This is a genomic window from Nitratireductor arenosus (genome assembly GCF_009742725.1).
GTDB lineage: Bacteria > Pseudomonadota > Alphaproteobacteria > Rhizobiales > Rhizobiaceae > Mangrovimarina > Mangrovimarina arenosa.
Genome location: NZ_WPHG01000003.1, coordinates 652367 through 667473, shown reverse-complemented (window position 1 = coordinate 667473; position 15107 = coordinate 652367). Strand labels below are relative to the sequence as shown.

The 15107-nt window shown below is 64.0% G+C and carries 16 protein-coding genes and 1 pseudogene; 10 read left to right on the top strand and 7 right to left on the bottom strand.

Annotated elements, in window-relative coordinates; translation table 11 throughout:
- Positions 1 to 119 precede the first annotated feature (119 nt).
- Together GN330_RS15185 and GN330_RS24230 are read left to right on the top strand one after the other, a co-directional pair.
- Positions 120 to 455, top strand: a complete 336-nt coding sequence (locus GN330_RS15185) for a hypothetical protein (RefSeq protein ID WP_156713508.1) — start codon at positions 120 to 122, stop codon at positions 453 to 455.
- 142 nt (positions 456 to 597) lie between these two features.
- A pseudogene (locus GN330_RS24230) lies at positions 598 to 777 on the top strand (hypothetical protein); the annotation flags it as partial.
- A gap of 83 nt (positions 778 to 860) precedes the next feature.
- Here the strand turns inward: GN330_RS24230 and GN330_RS15180 are convergent.
- Complete coding sequence (locus GN330_RS15180; RefSeq protein ID WP_156713786.1) at positions 861 to 1373, bottom strand: DUF1134 domain-containing protein; 513 nt, start codon at positions 1371 to 1373, stop codon at positions 861 to 863.
- A 448-nt stretch (positions 1374 to 1821) separates the two neighbouring features.
- Between GN330_RS15180 and chpT the strand changes: the two genes are divergently transcribed.
- Entirely contained in the window at positions 1822 to 2451 is a 630-nt protein-coding gene (gene chpT, locus GN330_RS15175; protein ID WP_156713507.1) for a histidine phosphotransferase ChpT, read from the top strand.
- Between the two features lie 158 nt (positions 2452 to 2609).
- Entirely contained in the window at positions 2610 to 2978 is a 369-nt protein-coding gene (locus GN330_RS15170; protein ID WP_156713506.1) for a response regulator, read from the top strand.
- 282 nt (positions 2979 to 3260) lie between these two features.
- Here the strand turns inward: GN330_RS15170 and ctrA are convergent, their stop codons facing one another.
- The gene (gene ctrA, locus GN330_RS15165; protein ID WP_106572178.1) at positions 3261 to 3956 is read right to left on the bottom strand and encodes a response regulator transcription factor CtrA; all 696 of its coding nucleotides are present in this window, start codon (positions 3954 to 3956) and stop codon (positions 3261 to 3263) included.
- Positions 3957 to 4388: 432 nt separating this feature from the next.
- On the opposite strand from ctrA, the gene GN330_RS15160 reads away from it, so the two are divergent.
- Both GN330_RS15160 and GN330_RS15155 read left to right on the top strand, forming a co-directional pair.
- Positions 4389 to 4766 carry a flagellar export protein FliJ gene (locus GN330_RS15160; protein ID WP_156713505.1) on the top strand — a complete coding sequence of 126 codons (378 nt, stop codon included), beginning with the start codon at positions 4389 to 4391 and terminating at the stop codon, positions 4764 to 4766.
- Positions 4767 to 4878: 112 nt separating this feature from the next.
- Complete coding sequence (locus tag GN330_RS15155; protein ID WP_343040711.1) at positions 4879 to 5352, top strand: paraquat-inducible protein A; 474 nt, start codon at positions 4879 to 4881, stop codon at positions 5350 to 5352.
- A gap of 5 nt (positions 5353 to 5357) precedes the next feature.
- Here GN330_RS15155 and sciP read toward each other — a convergent pair whose 3' ends face one another.
- A complete protein-coding gene (gene sciP / locus GN330_RS15150; protein WP_156713504.1) occupies positions 5358 to 5633 on the bottom strand; it encodes a CtrA inhibitor SciP in 276 nt (91 codons plus the stop codon).
- Between the two features lie 256 nt (positions 5634 to 5889).
- Here sciP and mnmA point away from each other — a divergent pair, with 256 nt between their 5' ends.
- Positions 5890 to 7071, top strand: a complete 1182-nt coding sequence (gene mnmA / locus GN330_RS15145) for a tRNA 2-thiouridine(34) synthase MnmA (RefSeq protein ID WP_156713503.1) — start codon at positions 5890 to 5892, stop codon at positions 7069 to 7071.
- Positions 7072 to 7104: 33 nt separating this feature from the next.
- Here the strand turns inward: mnmA and GN330_RS15140 are convergent, their stop codons facing one another.
- The 4 genes from GN330_RS15140 to GN330_RS15130 all read right to left on the bottom strand — a co-directional run bounded on the left by GN330_RS15140 (position 7105) and on the right by GN330_RS15130 (position 10681).
- Positions 7105 to 8058: a Gfo/Idh/MocA family protein gene (locus GN330_RS15140; RefSeq protein WP_156713502.1), complete on the bottom strand. Its 954-nt coding sequence runs from the start codon at positions 8056 to 8058 to the stop codon at positions 7105 to 7107.
- A gap of 248 nt (positions 8059 to 8306) precedes the next feature.
- Positions 8307 to 9743, bottom strand: a complete 1437-nt coding sequence (locus tag GN330_RS15135) for an aldehyde dehydrogenase family protein (RefSeq protein WP_156713501.1) — start codon at positions 9741 to 9743, stop codon at positions 8307 to 8309.
- Positions 9744 to 9871: 128 nt separating this feature from the next.
- Positions 9872 to 10000: a hypothetical protein gene (locus tag GN330_RS24000; RefSeq protein ID WP_281349419.1), complete on the bottom strand. Its 129-nt coding sequence runs from the start codon at positions 9998 to 10000 to the stop codon at positions 9872 to 9874.
- Between the two features lie 66 nt (positions 10001 to 10066).
- Positions 10067 to 10681, bottom strand: coding sequence for a TetR/AcrR family transcriptional regulator (locus GN330_RS15130; RefSeq protein WP_197435180.1), 615 nt, complete (start codon positions 10679 to 10681; stop codon positions 10067 to 10069).
- A gap of 301 nt (positions 10682 to 10982) precedes the next feature.
- On the opposite strand from GN330_RS15130, the gene GN330_RS15125 reads away from it, so the two are divergent.
- From GN330_RS15125 to GN330_RS15115, 3 genes are read left to right on the top strand one after another with little or no spacing between them, the layout of a single operon-like run.
- The gene (locus GN330_RS15125) at positions 10983 to 12116 is read left to right on the top strand and encodes an ABC transporter substrate-binding protein (protein ID WP_156713499.1); all 1134 of its coding nucleotides are present in this window, start codon (positions 10983 to 10985) and stop codon (positions 12114 to 12116) included.
- Positions 12117 to 12154: 38 nt separating this feature from the next.
- A complete protein-coding gene (locus tag GN330_RS15120) occupies positions 12155 to 13981 on the top strand; it encodes a feruloyl-CoA synthase (protein ID WP_246188691.1) in 1827 nt (608 codons plus the stop codon).
- A 48-nt stretch (positions 13982 to 14029) separates the two neighbouring features.
- The gene (locus GN330_RS15115) at positions 14030 to 15067 is read left to right on the top strand and encodes a branched-chain amino acid ABC transporter permease (RefSeq protein ID WP_156713497.1); all 1038 of its coding nucleotides are present in this window, start codon (positions 14030 to 14032) and stop codon (positions 15065 to 15067) included.
- Positions 15068 to 15107 lie beyond the last annotated feature (40 nt).

Here is a 15107-nt window from a genome sequence, read left to right as displayed (position 1 = left end):
TAACTGTCCGGCGGGCAGCGATGACCGAGATGCTGGTGTTTTTCGCCCGTCCGGTGGCATGGTCGGTCAATCAAAGCGGCCTCTGCGAACGGCCGCGCTAGACTTCCAAGGAGTGCACGATGTTTGAATCGCTCGCAAAAGGGCTGAACGAAGCGGGAAGAGGGGTACGGGCCTATGATGCTTGCGGCCGCGCCGCACGCATGCGCATCGCGGACGAACCCGAAAACGCGGCGGCGCTGCTGCTGATCTTCCACGCCGCCCAGCGTTTCGTGGAATCCTATGACGACCAGCCTCTGTCAGTGGAGTTGGCGACCGAGGAATACATCCAGTTCACCGACATCATTGGAACCCTGGACCGGGCCTATTCCGGCAATTCGGCCGAGGAGAAACTCGATGCCTTGAACATCGTCGCCGCTAGGCTCGCCGCACCCCACAAGTCCAAGGCCGACCGCTGATCCAGGCAGGGAGGCGCATATGACACAGCCGCGGTGGGCGGGAGTGGGGTTGTTTTCGACGCAAAGCGGTCGATATCGACCCGAGCGCCGCCGTATACGCTTGGGCCCATCTCGTGCCGGCTTCGGCCGCATTGGCTATTAGCGCCAGAGGATCAACCTCAGTCAGGTGTTCGCCGGACGGACCGTCGGCATCAAACAGACCGACGACCACATTTGGCTCGGTAGCGTCATGGACCACGATCTGGGATATTTCGACCTGGAGCAGAGGCCCTTGCAGACCATCGACAACCCGTTCGGCATGAGGTTGTCACCCATGTCGTAGATATAACTCGCAACTCCAACGCTAGCTTGCCCGTGTGTTCGAAAAACCGGCAGCAGGCCACCTGTCGCAGGCACCTGCCGGGCTCAGAACGGGTTCCAGGTCGCACGCTGGGTGAGTTTGAGATAACCGATATTGACGCCAAGCCTGGCGCCGACGCCGGTGCGAACCGGGATCAGCAACATATCGCCATGCTTGAGGACGTTGAAGCCCGCGCCCGCCACGACATAGGCCGAACCGGCCACGCCGATGAAACGGCGGAAAAGGGCGTCGACGGTCTGGAGGTCGTAGACCAGCATCATGGTGCGCGAGCCCTGGCCGCCGAAATCCCAGCCGATCGAGGGTCCTTGCCAGAACACCGGATGGTCGCCGGCATTCTTGGTGTAGAGGTTTCCTTCGCCGTAAGTCAGCCCGCCGACGATGGCGCCCGAGCCTTCCTCGCCGAGGATATAGCCATTGGGCGTGCCGTAGGCGGAAAAAATCTTCTCGATCACGGTGGCGAGGCCACCCGAGGTCGCACCGAAGAAACGATGACCCGAATCAACGATTTCCTGGGCCGTATAACCTTCCTCCGCTGCCACGCCCGGCGACTGCACCATCACCAGCGCGGCGACGGCGAGAAACGTCGCGGCGAAGATTTGCCGGACCGTCGTCCGGGGCTTTTGCAAAAAAATCAAATCGGTCTCCCTTGCGGAGCGGCGTGGAGGAGTGTTTCCGCCAACGTAATGCCGGGCGACGAAGTGCCGGCCGCACGCTGGCGCTTGGACGGTCGAAACACCATGGGGTGACGAGCGTCATAATTGACGGAACCTGGTTACCAAACGTTTTCCAAGCGTCAACTAACCGAACGAAGATGGCGCTTCAAAGGCCGGAACATGCGCGAGCGCGAGCCACCTTTGTTGCAGCGACCGCGGCCATGTGTAACGAAACTGGCCGGTATGGAACCGGTGATTCGCGCCGAGCATCCGGTTGCCGAAAAGGGCGTTATTTCAGGCGGGGCCGAGGCGTTGAGCCGCGGCGTTCCGTTTGCGCGAGGAGAAACGGTAAATGTCCGAACTGTTCACACTTTCCGCTCCCGACCTGGCCGCTCTTTTGTGCAGCCGCGTCTGTCATGACATCATCTCGCCGGTCGGCGCCATCAATAACGGCTTGGAACTGCTTGACGAAGGCGGGGCCGACGAGGACGCCATGGCTCTCATCCGCCAGAGCGCCCGCACCGCCTCGGCTCGGCTGCAATATGCGCGCATCGCCTTCGGCGCGGCGGGATCGGCGGGCATGCAGATCGACACCGGCGACGCGGCCTCGGTCGCGGCCGCGCTTTTCGCCAGCGAAAAACCCGAACTCGAATGGAACGGCGCGCGCGCGCTGCTGCCCAAAAACAAGGTCAAGCTGCTGTTGAACCTTGTCATGGTCGCGGCTGGTGCCATCCCGCGCGGCGGACGCCTGGCTGTCGATCTGGCCGATCTCGAAACGAGCCCCCGTTTCACAATCAAGGCGACCGGGCCGATGGTTCGCGTTCCGCCCAAATTTCTCGAAATGCATTCGGGCTCGAAGCCGGAGGAACCGATCGACGCCCATGCCGTGCAACCGTATTATACCTTGCTGCTGGCGCGCGAGGCCGGCATGACGATCGCTATCCACGCCACCGCCGACGACGTGACGCTGACGGTCACCTAACCGGCCGCCGCTCGCGCCGCGATAGCCGCCGCGCCCGATCCCGGCGGCCGTTCAAATTTTAGGTTTCGGCTAGGCCAATTCCTTTACGATCCCGGTCTAGGATGCAGTCGGGGTAGCCGGGCTGCCGGCATTTTGGGCCGCGATCAGGGATTGGGACGATGAAACGCTGCATGATCATCGACGACTCGAGCATTATCAGGAAGGTCGTCAACCGAATTTTGGGAAGCCAGGACACCGTTGTCGTGGAAGCCTCCAACGGCACCGACGCCCTGGCCATGTGCGCCGCGCAAATGCCCGACACGATCATCGTCGACTGCGTATTGCCCGACATGGCCTCGAGCGATTTCATTCGTGATGTCAAGGCTTTGCCCTCGGGCAAGAACGTGCGCATCCTGATCTCGATCCTGGAATTCGACATCGGCACCATCATGCGTGCCAAACGCGCCGGAGCGAACGGCTATATGTTCAAGCCCTTCAACCGCGCCCAGCTCGTCGAGCGTTTTCGCGAATTGCAGGAAGCCGCATAAGCCGGCTCCGGTCGCCAAAGCAGGTCTCGATCCCGAAACCGGCTCACTTTCGGGAGACCTGCTTTCGAGCCGTTCGTCGCTAAATGGAATCTTGTGACCGACGGGATTTCGCGGTCTGACCAGGAGCGCGCCGCGACGCGGTGTCGGCACCCGCGATCCGGGCGCGACGCCACTGAGGCCACGAAAGTCCAAGGTCGGACGATAGCATCCAACGCGAGCGGCCCCAGACGGAAAAATGCCCGGCGGAGCCGGGCATCGCATCGGTTCGTAAAGGCCCGTCGGTCAGGCGCTGGCGCGAACTTCCTCGGGCTCACGCAACACGTAGCCCCGGCCCCAGACGGTCTCGATGAAATTCTGGCCGCCGGACGCGGCGTCGAGCTTCTTGCGTAACTTGCAGATGAAGACGTCGATGATCTTCAACTCCGGCTCATCCATACCGCCGTAAAGATGGTTGAGGAACATCTCCTTGGTGAGCGTCGTGCCCTTGCGCAGGGAAAGAAGCTCCAGCATCTGATATTCCTTGCCCGTCAGATGAACACGCTGGCCGCCGACCTCCACCGTCTTGGCGTCGAGGTTGACGATCAGGTCGCCGGTGGTGATGACGGACTGGGCATGTCCCTTCGAGCGCCGCACAATGGCGTGGATGCGCGCGACGAGCTCATCCTTGTGAAACGGCTTGGTCATATAGTCGTCGGCCCCGAAACCGAGGCCGCGAACCTTGTCCTCGATGCCGGCTAGGCCCGACAGGATGAGGATCGGCGTCTTGACCTTGGAAAGCCGCAGCGTGCGCAAGACCTCATAGCCGGACATGTCGGGCAGGTTGAGGTCGAGCAGGATGATGTCGTAGTCGTAGAGTTTGCCAAGGTCGACACCTTCTTCACCGAGATCGGTGGTGTAGACATTGAAGCTCTCCGACTTGAGCATCAACTCGATGCTCTGCGCCGTGGCACCATCGTCTTCGATCAAAAGGACGCGCATTTCATTCCCCTTCTCTGCCGCCCGACCGCCGTCGCGGCTCGACCGTCCCGGGAGCAGCCATTACGTGAATCGGAGGCTGCCAGCAAATGGTTAACAAAATCTGATTCAGTCTGGCAAGCGCAGGCCAAACGTCGAGCACGTTTTGTCACCTTCTTGAATCCACACATGAATCTTCAAACACACTCGTTAATGTCCTGGTTTAGGAAACCGGCACAACCGATTCGCGGGACTCAGCTTGCCGGTTTCGTCTCCGGCGGACCGGGTTTCTTTACCGGGCCTTAAGCCCTCACCACTATGATTAACGGTGCCCGTAAACGAATGGTTACCGCGACAGAGAAAGTTGAGGATATCTGTAACGGTAACCGCGACCGGGGGATCGCGCTGCGAGTTCGGTGTGCGCGATCGTGAGTAGCGTATTGTGGAGTGTGGGTAATGAAGTCACGTGGAAACCTGGTCCGGCTGAAGCAATTCAAGGTCAGTGAGGCCCGCCGGCAATTGGCTCAGCTCGATGCGATGATCGCCGATTTCGACCGCATGGCAGCCGAACTGGACGCCCAGATCCTGCATGAGGAAAAAAAGTCCGGCATCACCGACACGTCACATTTCGCCTATCCGACCTTCGCCAAGGCGGCACGCCAGCGTCGGGACAATCTCAACAATTCGCGGCTCGACCTGATCGAGCAAAAGGCCAATGCCGAGGCGGTGTTGGCGGAAGCGGAAGCCGAACTCGCCAAGGCCGAACAACTCGAGACCCGCGACGCGCGCGTGCGCGAGGCCGAGAGCGAACTCCGCCGCGCCATCGTCGGCTGATCCCTACACCAAAACCGCCACGCTTTTCTATCCGCCCGGTGGGCGGACATTTTTCCCCGATCGCGCGAAAAAGTCGGATTGCGTCCAGTCTCGGCGCAGGACGCGACTCCCCTTGCGAACATCGCTGCATTATAGGGCCGGGATGCATTATCTCCTGCCCGCCCTGCTGTTTGTCGCAACCTCGAGTTTTGCGTTCGGGATCGCCCTGCCATTGCTGCGCGTCGAACGGCTGCTGGTGTTCACCGAGGAACCGTCTCTCGTCGGCTTGGTTGTCGGCCTGTGGATCACCGGCGACCGCTTGCTGGCGCTGCTCGTCGGACTGTTTTCGATCGCGTTTCCGACATTGAAACTCGGGCTGCTGCATGTCGCGGCCTATGCCGGCGACGGTGCGCACCGGGCACTGCCGCGCTGGCTGTCGGCCCTGTCCAATTGGTCGATGCTGGATGTGGTGCTCGTCGCCCTGGTGATTTTCGCCGCCAAGACCAGCGGCCTGGCCGCGGCCGCCGCGCAGCCCGGCCTATGGTTTTTCGCTGTCTCGGCAATATTGACTGCGACGGCAGCGGCGCTTGTGCGCCGCCGGCCGTAACCGATCTAATGGCGATATTGCTGGATGCGAGTGGTGCGCAAGCCGGCCAGGCCGTATTCGTCGATCGAGGCTTGCCAGGATAGGAATTCCTCGACGGTCAGCGTATAGCGCTGACAGGCCTCGTCGAGGCTGAGCAAGCCACCGCGAACCGCCGCCACCACCTCCGCCTTGCGGCGGATCACCCAGCGCCTTGTGTTCGAAGGCGGCAGGTCGGCAATAGTGAGCGGGCTGCCGTCTGGCCCAATAACGTACTTAACGCGAGGTCTAACCAGATCGGTCATTGCACTCTCTGAACTACTCACTCAAACACCAATCTTTTCCAGACTAATCCCACAGCTTTAAAAAAGCGCTAAACGTTCCACACCGTCTTGTTGCGAAACGAGACTGGATAAAACTTGAGCGATCGCGACCCCTCCGGCGGACGCGATCGAGATTGTCCGACCGAACCTGCCGCCAACTGGCGGTGGCCGTCCGCTTGACCTATCTTATGTGTGTTGGCATTACCGCCGAGACTTCGAACGACGAGCCATACCGATCATGAACAGCCTCGACCTTCCGGGCCGCCCGCAGGACACACGCGTCGTCGTGGCGATGTCGGGCGGCGTCGATTCCTCCGTCGTCGCCGGGCTCTTGAAGCGCGAAGACTACGACGTGATCGGCATCACTCTGCAACTCTACGATCATGGCGAGGCCGCGCACCGGGCCGGCTCGTGCTGCGCCGGGCGCGATATCGAGGATGCGCGCCGCGTTGCGGCGACGCTCGACATCCCGCACTATGTGCTCAACTACGAGAAGCGTTTTCGCGAGGCCGTGATCGCACCCTTCGCGGACAGCTACCTGTCCGGCGAAACGCCGATCCCCTGCGTGGCCTGCAACCAGACGGTCAAGTTCGCCGACCTTCTGGCGACCGCGCGCGAGCTCGGCGCGGACGCGCTCGCCACGGGACATTACATCCGCTCGCGCGCCCTAGGCGTACACAGGGCGCTGTACCGGCCAGCCGACGCCGACCGCGATCAGAGCTATTTTTTGTTCGCCACGACGCAGGAGCAGATCGACTATCTGCGATTTCCGCTCGGCGGGATGGCCAAGAACGCGGTGCGCGCGATGGCCGACGAGATGGGGCTCAGCGTGTCGGGCAAGCAGGACAGCCAGGACATCTGCTTCGTGCCGCAGGGGCGTTATGCCGACATCATCACCCGGCTGAAGCCGGAAGCGGCCACGCCCGGCGACATCGTCCATATCGACGGACGCACGCTTGGCCGCCACCACGGCATCGTCAACTACACGATCGGACAACGCCGCGGCATCGGCATCGCGGCCGCCGAGCCGCTTTACGTCGTCGAACTGGACGCGAAGGCCGCTCGTGTCATTGTCGGGCCGCGCGAGGCGCTCGAAACCCGCCAGGTGACGCTACGCGATTTCAACTGGCTAGGCGACGGCACGCCCCAGTCCCTGCCGGTCGAGGGGATGGAGGTGTTTGCCCGGGTGCGCTCGACGCGGCCGCCGGGACCGGCCATCCTGCGCTGGCGCGACGGCGCGGCGAGCGTGGAGCTTCTCGACGGCGAAACCGGCGTGGCACCGGGCCAAGCCTGCGTGCTCTATTCCGACCCCGGCGACGAGGCGCGGGTGTTCGGCGGCGGTTTCATCGAGCGTTCGCGCCGCGCAGACGACGCCGAAGCCGCCCTGGCGCGCTTGCGCACCGTGCAGGCACTGGGCTGAAGCGGCGGGCAGGCGACGCCCGCCCTGTCGTGATCAGTCGTGAATGACGGTTCCGGCGGTCAGGATTTTCAAAACCGTGACCGCTTCCTCGCCAGTGGTGCGCGGCTCGGAGCGCGTTTCGAGACAATCGAGGAAATGTTCCAGCTCGCGGGTGAGCGGCATGCCCTGCTGTACCTCGACATATGCCGGCTCGTTGGCCGTGAACGCCCATTGGCCGGAATCCTGCCAGACCGCGTGGCGATAGACGGCGAGCTTACGTTCCCAGGGTTCGACATCGTCGAACACCGCCATCGCCTTGGTGCCGACAACCGTCAGCCGCCTTTCCCGATAGGGATTGAGCCGCGACGTGAACAAATGACCGCGCACGCCGCCGGGAAAAAGCATATGCAAATGAGCGAAATCGCTCAGATTGTCGAGGATCGCCGCACCTTCCCCGCGCACTTCCAGCGGCGCGGTACCGGTGATGGCCAAGATCATCGACAAATCATGCGGAGCGAGATCCCACAGCGCGTCGTTTTCGGTGTGGAACTTTCCCAGGCCGAGCCGGTGCGAGTGGATATATCTAACCTCGCCCAGTTCGCCATTGTCGATCAGCGCCTTGAGGGTTTCGAAGGCGGGATGGAAACGCAGCACATGGCCGACCATGAAGACGCGGTCATGCGCCCGCGCCGCGGCGACCGTGCGCTCGGCATCGGCGACGGTCAGCGCGATCGGCTTTTCAACAAGCACGTCCTTGCCCGCCTCCACCAGCCGTTCGGCGAACTCGGCGTGGTATTGCGGCGGCAGCGCCAGAACCACTGCGTCGATATCATTGCGCCGGTGGAGTGCGTCCGGCGCGATGGCCAGGCATTCCTGCTCGGTCGCGAACCCTTCGGCACGCGCGCCGTTGGCGTCCGAGACGGCATGAAGGACGCCGAGCTTCTTGAGAGTCCGGATGTGGTTGCTCCCCCAGTAACCGCATCCAAGAACTGCAATACGTGGCGCCATATGTCGCTAGCCTGAAAGGTTTGGCCTGACATATCTATCGCCCGGCGCGAACTCAACCCCTACGCCGGCTTTGATAAAACGTCGCGAGCGACCGTTAGCGCCCATCCGGCAGGTTTCGGTTCATTCGGGCGGGCGGGCGCCGAGACGCCATGGTCACCAGTAGCCTGGGCGAGGCCGGCGTGTTTTTTGTGCCGCGCCCCACACGCGCCGCGCCCACAGGCGGCGGCGCGGGCGGCGATACGCCGTGCTCAGGCGAGCGTGTAGGCGGTCTTGACGGTCGTGTAGAATTCGGCGGCGTAGCGGCCCTGCTCGCGCGGCCCGTAGCTGGAGCCCTTGCGCCCGCCGAAAGGCACGTGGAAGTCGACACCGGCCGTCGGCAGATTGACCATCACCATGCCGGCCTCGGCATTGCGCTTGAAGTGGGTGGCATGTTTCAGGCTGGTGGTGCAGATACCCGAGGAAAGCCCGAAGGGCGTATCGTTGGCGACGGCCAACGCTTCCTCGTAATCCTTCACCCGGATGACCGACGCCACCGGTCCGAAAATCTCCTCACGCGAGATGCGCATTGCGTTGCTGGCCTCGGTGAACAGCGCCGGCTGCAGATAAAAGCCCGGCGTCTCGCGGTTGAGACGTTCGCCGCCGAAGGCGAGCTTCGCGCCCTCGTCGCGACCGATGGCGATGTATTTTTCATCCTGCGCCAGCTGGTTCTCGTCGACCACCGGACCGATCTGCGAACCGTCCTTGAGCGCGTTGTCGACTACCAGCGCGCGCAGCTTTTCCGTCGCGGCCTCGACGAAGCGGTCGTGAATGCCTTCCGTCACCACGAGCCGCGAGGAGGCGGTGCAGCGCTGACCGGTGGAAAAGAAGGCGCCGTTGACGGCGCAGTCGACCGCGGTGGCCAGATCGGCGTCGTCGAGCACGACCAGCGGGTTTTTGCCACCCATTTCGAGCTGCACCTTGCGCATATGTTCCGCGCAGGCCGCCGCGACCCGCTTGCCGGTCGCCACCGAACCGGTGAAGGTGATGGCGTCGACGTCACGGCTGTCGAGCATGGCCTGGCCGACGACCGAGCCCTTGCCCATGACGAGGTTGAGCACGCCCTTGGGCAGGCCAGCGCGGTGGAGAATGTCGACGATCGCCCAGGCGCAACCGGGCACCAGTTCGGCCGGCTTGAAAACGATCGCGTTGCCGTAGCAGAGCGCCGGCGCGATCTTCCATGCCGGAATGGCGATCGGAAAGTTCCACGGCGTGATGATACCGACGACGCCGACCGCCTCACGGGTGATCTCCACCCCGACGCCGGGCCTGACCGACGGCACGGTCTCGCCGGCAAGCCTGAGCGCTTCGCCGGCGAAGAATTCGAAAACCTGGCCGGCGCGTACCGTCTCGCCGATGCCCTCGGGCAGCGTCTTGCCTTCCTCGCGGGCCAGCAGCCGGCCGAGCTCGTCCTTGCGGGCGAAAATCTCGTCGGCCGTCTTTCTCAGGATCGCGTGACGCTCCATCAGGCCCGAACGCGACCAGACCGGCAGCGCCGCCCGGGCGGCCCGGATGGCGCCGGCGGCATCGTCGGCCGTGGCGCGCGCGTAATGGCCAACGACATCATTCGTGTCGGAGGGATTGACGTTGGCCACCCCTTCGCCCTCGACCCAAACGCCGTCGATGAGGTTGCGATGCAATTCCGCCATGGTCTGTCCTTGTCCTGTTTTTTCCGAGCCAGCTCGGCCCGCCGTCAAATGCGCGCCCTTTAGCGCGGATTTCTGCCCTCGCGTCAACGGCAGATATGGCGACAACGGGCGTTCGAAGGCGGGATCGTCTACAGGACGACAACCAGATATTTGACAGCCGGGATCAGCGGCTGCGCGGTGATCGCATCGCGCGCGTCGGCAAGCTTGCCCGCGATCTCCGGTTTTCGCCGTTCGTTCCAGAAGTGCCGGTTTCGCAATACGCGCTGCCGATACGGCAACGCCACGCCGGGTTCGACCTCCCGCGACGCGTCGGTGCGACCAGGCTACCGGGCCGAGCCGCCGAGGAACTCGACGCACATTTCGACGGCGGCGAGGCGTTCCTGCCGGTCCGGATGCGTCTTCAGCAATGCTTCTCCCAGCATGAAGGATTGGGCGATGGCGGCGCGGTGGCGTGCCTCGCCGCCGGAAAACCCGAGTTCGCCCATCAACTCAAGGAAAAACTCGGCGCGCATCTCGTCGACCTTCCTCACTGTCGCGGCCGCGAGTTTCTCGCGCCGCGCCCAAGAGCGTACCGCCAGCTCGATATCGGCGCCGTGCTTGTCGGGCGGCGTGTTGGCCGGCAGCGACAACAGTCGCGCCAGCCGTTCCTTGCCTGTGCCCTCCTCCGAGCGGGCCCAGCGCGTCACCTGAATGGTGGCACGGTCCATCCAGTGCTCCAGTACCCGTTCGACCAGATGCTGACGGTTGCGGAAATGCCAGTAGAAACTGCCCTTAGTGACGCCGATCTCGCGGGCCAGTTCCTCGACCCGGATGTCGTCGAAATTCGCCTTGGCGATGTGCCGGAAAGCCGCGTCGATCCATTCGCGCTCCGTCAGCCGGCTGCCGCTCGAGGCAGAGCTTCGAAGGCTGGGCTCGTTTCGGTCGGACGTAATCGACATAAAGGCACCGGCGGCGATTGGCGTTTTCGATGATGATCGCAAAGACCATACGCAACCGTATTGACATGTTTTCAGCTTTGCGGCAACGTTTGGAAAATAAAGACAAAATGACATACGCTACCGTATAGGAATATTTCGCAATGCAACATTTCCAACGTTCGGATTTGTGCATTGCAGCGTGCATCGGGTTGGACTTCATGCCACGGATGCCACGCCGGATCCGGCCTCGACGCCGGCCTAGACCATAGGGCGGCGCCCCGCATTCAGGCGGGGTGCGCTCCATTCAACAGGGAGGTCTTCGATGAAAGTGAAATTCGCGCTTGCCGGGCTTTGCGGCCTTTTCGCCGCGACGCCGGCCCTTGCCGACATCTCGGTCTGCATCACCGTTTCGGCCACCGGCCCGGCGGCCTCGCTCGGCGTCCCGGAAAACAACACCATCCCGCTGCTGCCCAAGGAGGTAGCCGGACAGGCGATCAACTATACCTCCTTCGACGACGCGACCGACCCGACCGCTGCGGTCAAGAACGTGCGCAAATGCATCGAGGAGCAGAAGGCCGACCTTCTGATCGGCTCGTCGACGACGCCGACCACGATCGCGGTCGCAGGCGTTGCCGCCGAGACCAAAACACCGGTGCTCACGCTTGCGCCGGTCGGCCTGCCTGACGAATCCGAGGCCTGGGCGTTCCGCACCCCGCAGCCGGTGAGCCAGATGGCGGGCGCGCTCGTGGAGCACATGACTGCGAACGGGGTCAAGACGCTCGGCTTCATCGGCTATGCCGACGGCTACGGCGAATTGTGGCTCAACGTCATGAACAAGGCGCTCGAAGGCACCGGCATCGCGATGGAGCCGATCGAACGCTTCGCGCGCAACGACACAAGCGTGACCGGCCAGGTACTGAAGCTGGTGGCGGCGCGGCCGGACGCAGTGCTGGTGGTGGCCTCGGGCACGCCGGCGGCGCTGCCCAACCTGGCGCTGGCCGAGCGCGGCTACCAGGGCCAGATCTACCATACCCACGGGTCGGCCAGCCTCGACTTCATCCGCGTCGCCGGCACGTCGGCCGAAGGCAGCATCCTGCCGGTCGGCCCGGTCGTGGTCGCCGCGCAATTGCCCGATTCCCATCCCTCCAAAGCGCTCGGCGTCGAATACACCAAAGCTTACGAGGCCGCGCATGGCGAAGGCTCGCTGTCGTCCTTCGGCGGCCATATGTACGACGCCGGGCAAATCATCCTGGCGACGATGCCGGTCGCCATGGAAAAGGGCGCTCCGGGCAGCGAGGACTTCCGGGTGGCGCTGCGCGACGCGCTGGAAAACATGAAGGAGGTCGTCGGCGTCCACGGCGTTTTCAACACCTCAGCCAACGACCATTACGGCCATGACGAGCGTAGCCGCGTGCTGGTGACGGTCGAGAACGGCGCCTGGAAATATATGGAATAGGCGTCGGCATGGTCGCCACGGCGAGGAGTTCCGGCCCGATGTCTGCCCTGTTCGCCGAACCGCGGGTGCACATGACCCGGCGCGACGACGGCTCGATGATCCTGTCGAGCCCCGTCGCGCTGCCAAAGCCGGCGCGCTGCGTTGGGGCATGGCTGGTCCGATGGGCCCGGGACGTACCGGAGCGGATTTTCCTCGCCGAGCGCGGCGACTCCTCCGCTGCATGGAGAACAATCGGGTATGGCGAAACGCTAAATAGGGCACGCGCGATCGCCGCGTTCCTTCTCAAGCGCGGCCTTTCGCCGGAGCGGCCGGTCGCCATCCTGTCGGACAACGCGATCGACCATGCGCTGCTGGCGCTGGGCGCTATGCACGCCGGCATTCCGGTTGCCACCGTCTCGCCGGCCTATTCGCTAATGTCGCAGGATCACGGAAAACTGCGTGCAATGATCGACCTGGTACGACCGGGGCTGGTCTATGTCAGCGACGAGACGCTGTTTTCGGCCGCACTTGCGGCGATCGCGGACCATCATGACGGTCTCGTCGTCACGAGCCGCTGCGCCGAAGCGGGCGCGGCGACCGATTTTGACACGCTTTTGGCCGAAAGCGACGATGCCGCGGTCGGCGCCGCCTTCGCGGCCGTCGGCCCCGACACGACCGCACGCTACCTGTTCACGTCCGGGTCGACCGGCGCGCCCAAAGCGGTAATCAACACCCATCGCATGCTGACGTCGAGCCAGGAAGCCAAGGCGCTGACCTGGCCGTTTCTGGCCAGCGAACCGCCGGTGATCGTCGACTGGCTGCCATGGAGCCACACTTTCGGCGCCAACCACAATTTCAACCTGGTGCTGCGCAATGGCGGTACGCTTTACATCGACGCCGGCAAGCCGGCCCCGCATCTGTTTCACCACACGGTCGCCAACCTTAAGGACGTCGGCCCCGACATCTGTTTCAACGTGCCGCGCGGCTTCGACATGCTGATCGGCGCGCTGCGCGAGGATGCGGACCTGCGGCGGCGCTTCTTCACCCGCACCAAGGTCATCTTCTATGCCGGCGCGGCGCTGCCGCAGAACCTGTGGGCGGCATTGGAGACGATGGCGCGCGAGACCACCGGCGCACCGGTGCCGATGGTGAGTTCGTGGGGTTCCACGGAAACAGCTCCGCTCGCCACGGACTGCCATTTCCAGGCCGAGCGCAGCGGCAATATCGGCATTCCGGTTCCCGGAACCGAGCTCAAGCTCGTACCCGCCGGCGACAAGCTCGAGATCCGCGTGCGCGGTCCGAACGTGACGCCGGGCTATCTGAAGAACGACGAACTCACGCGGGCGGCCTTCGACGAAGAGGGATTTTACAGGATTGGCGACGCCGTGCGGCTAGCCGACCCCGACCGGCCCGAGCGCGGGCTTTTCTTCGACGGGCGGGTGGCGGAGGACTTCAAGCTGATGTCGGGCACCTGGGTCAGCGTCGGCGACCTGCGCGTGCAGGGCATCGCTGCGCTCGATCCGGTCGCGCAGGACATCGTCGTCACCGGCCACGATCGCGAGGAGGTCGGCTTCCTCGTCTTTCCCAACATCGCGGCCTGCCGCAAGCTGGCCGGGCTCGGCGACGACGCGCCGCTCGGCGCGGTGCTCGATCACCAGCAGGTCCGTGCGCGGGTGCGCGACGGCCTGGTCAAGCTCAAGACGCTCGGCGGCGGCTCCTCGCGCCATGCGACGCGGGCGCGCCTGCTTGAGGCGATGCCAGCCGTCGACGCGGGCGAAATCACCGACAAGGGCTATATCAACCAACGCGCCGTACTCGCCCGCCGCGCCAATGAGGTAGAACGCCTGCATGGCGACGAACCGGCCGATTTCATCGGCCTCGAATAAGCTTGTGATCGCCCATCCGACGGGCGGCATCGACATGGCGGGTTGGATTTGGACTTCACCATCGCACTCTTCCTGATCCAAGACGGCATCATCAACGGCGCGATCTACGCGCTCCTGGCGGTAGCGCTGGTGCTGGTGTTCGCGGTCACCCGTGTGATCCTGATCCCACAGGGCGAATTCGTCACATTCGCCGGCCTGTCGCTGGCGGCGATGGAAACCGGCGGCGTTCCTGGCGCGGTCTGGCTGCTGCTCGTGCTGGCGACCGGGGCGGCGGTGATGGACGCCGGCGTGGCACTGCGCGAACGCAGCCCCGTCAAGGCGGCACGGCTCGCCATGTGGAATCTGGCGCCGGCGATCGCCATTGCCGCGGCGGTGTTGATTTTGGTGCCACTCAAGCTGGGGCTCGCCGTCAACGTCGTGTTGTGCGCTGCCCTGATCGTGCCGATGGGGCCCTATCTCTACCGAGTCGCCTTTCAGCCACTCGCCGACGCCTCGGTGCTGGTGCTTCTGATCGCCTCCGTCGGGGCGCATCTGGCGCTTACCGCGCTCGGTCTGGTGCTGTTCGGCGCGGAGGGTTACCGCACCTCGCCGGTCGTATCGGGCTCGTTCCAGATCGGGCCGCTATTCGTCACCGGCCAGAGCCTGCTGGTGGTCGGGGCGACGCTGGCGCTGCTTGCGGGGCTGGCGCTGTTCTTCGGGCGCACGCTGATCGGCAAGGCACTGAAGGCGTCGGCGATCAACCGGCGCGGCGCGCGACTGGTCGGCATCCCCACAATGCTGTCGGGGCGGATCGCGTTCGCCATGGCCGCGGCGATCGGTGTGGTCTCGGCGGTGCTGGTCGCTCCCCTGACCACGCTTTATTACGACAGCGGTTTCATCATCGGGCTCAAGGGATTTGTCGCCGCCATCATCGGCGGGCTCGGTGCCTATCCGGCCGCCGTCGCCGCCGCGCTCGCCGTCGGCCTACTGGAAGCGTTTTCCTCGTTCTGGGCCAGCGCCTTCAAGGAAGTGATCGTCTTCGCCTCCATCCTGCCGGTGCTTTTATGGCGCTCCCTGACCTCCACCCATAGCGACGAAGAGGACTAAGCCGGTGAACCGACGCGAGCTCACCCGCTTTCTGATCTTC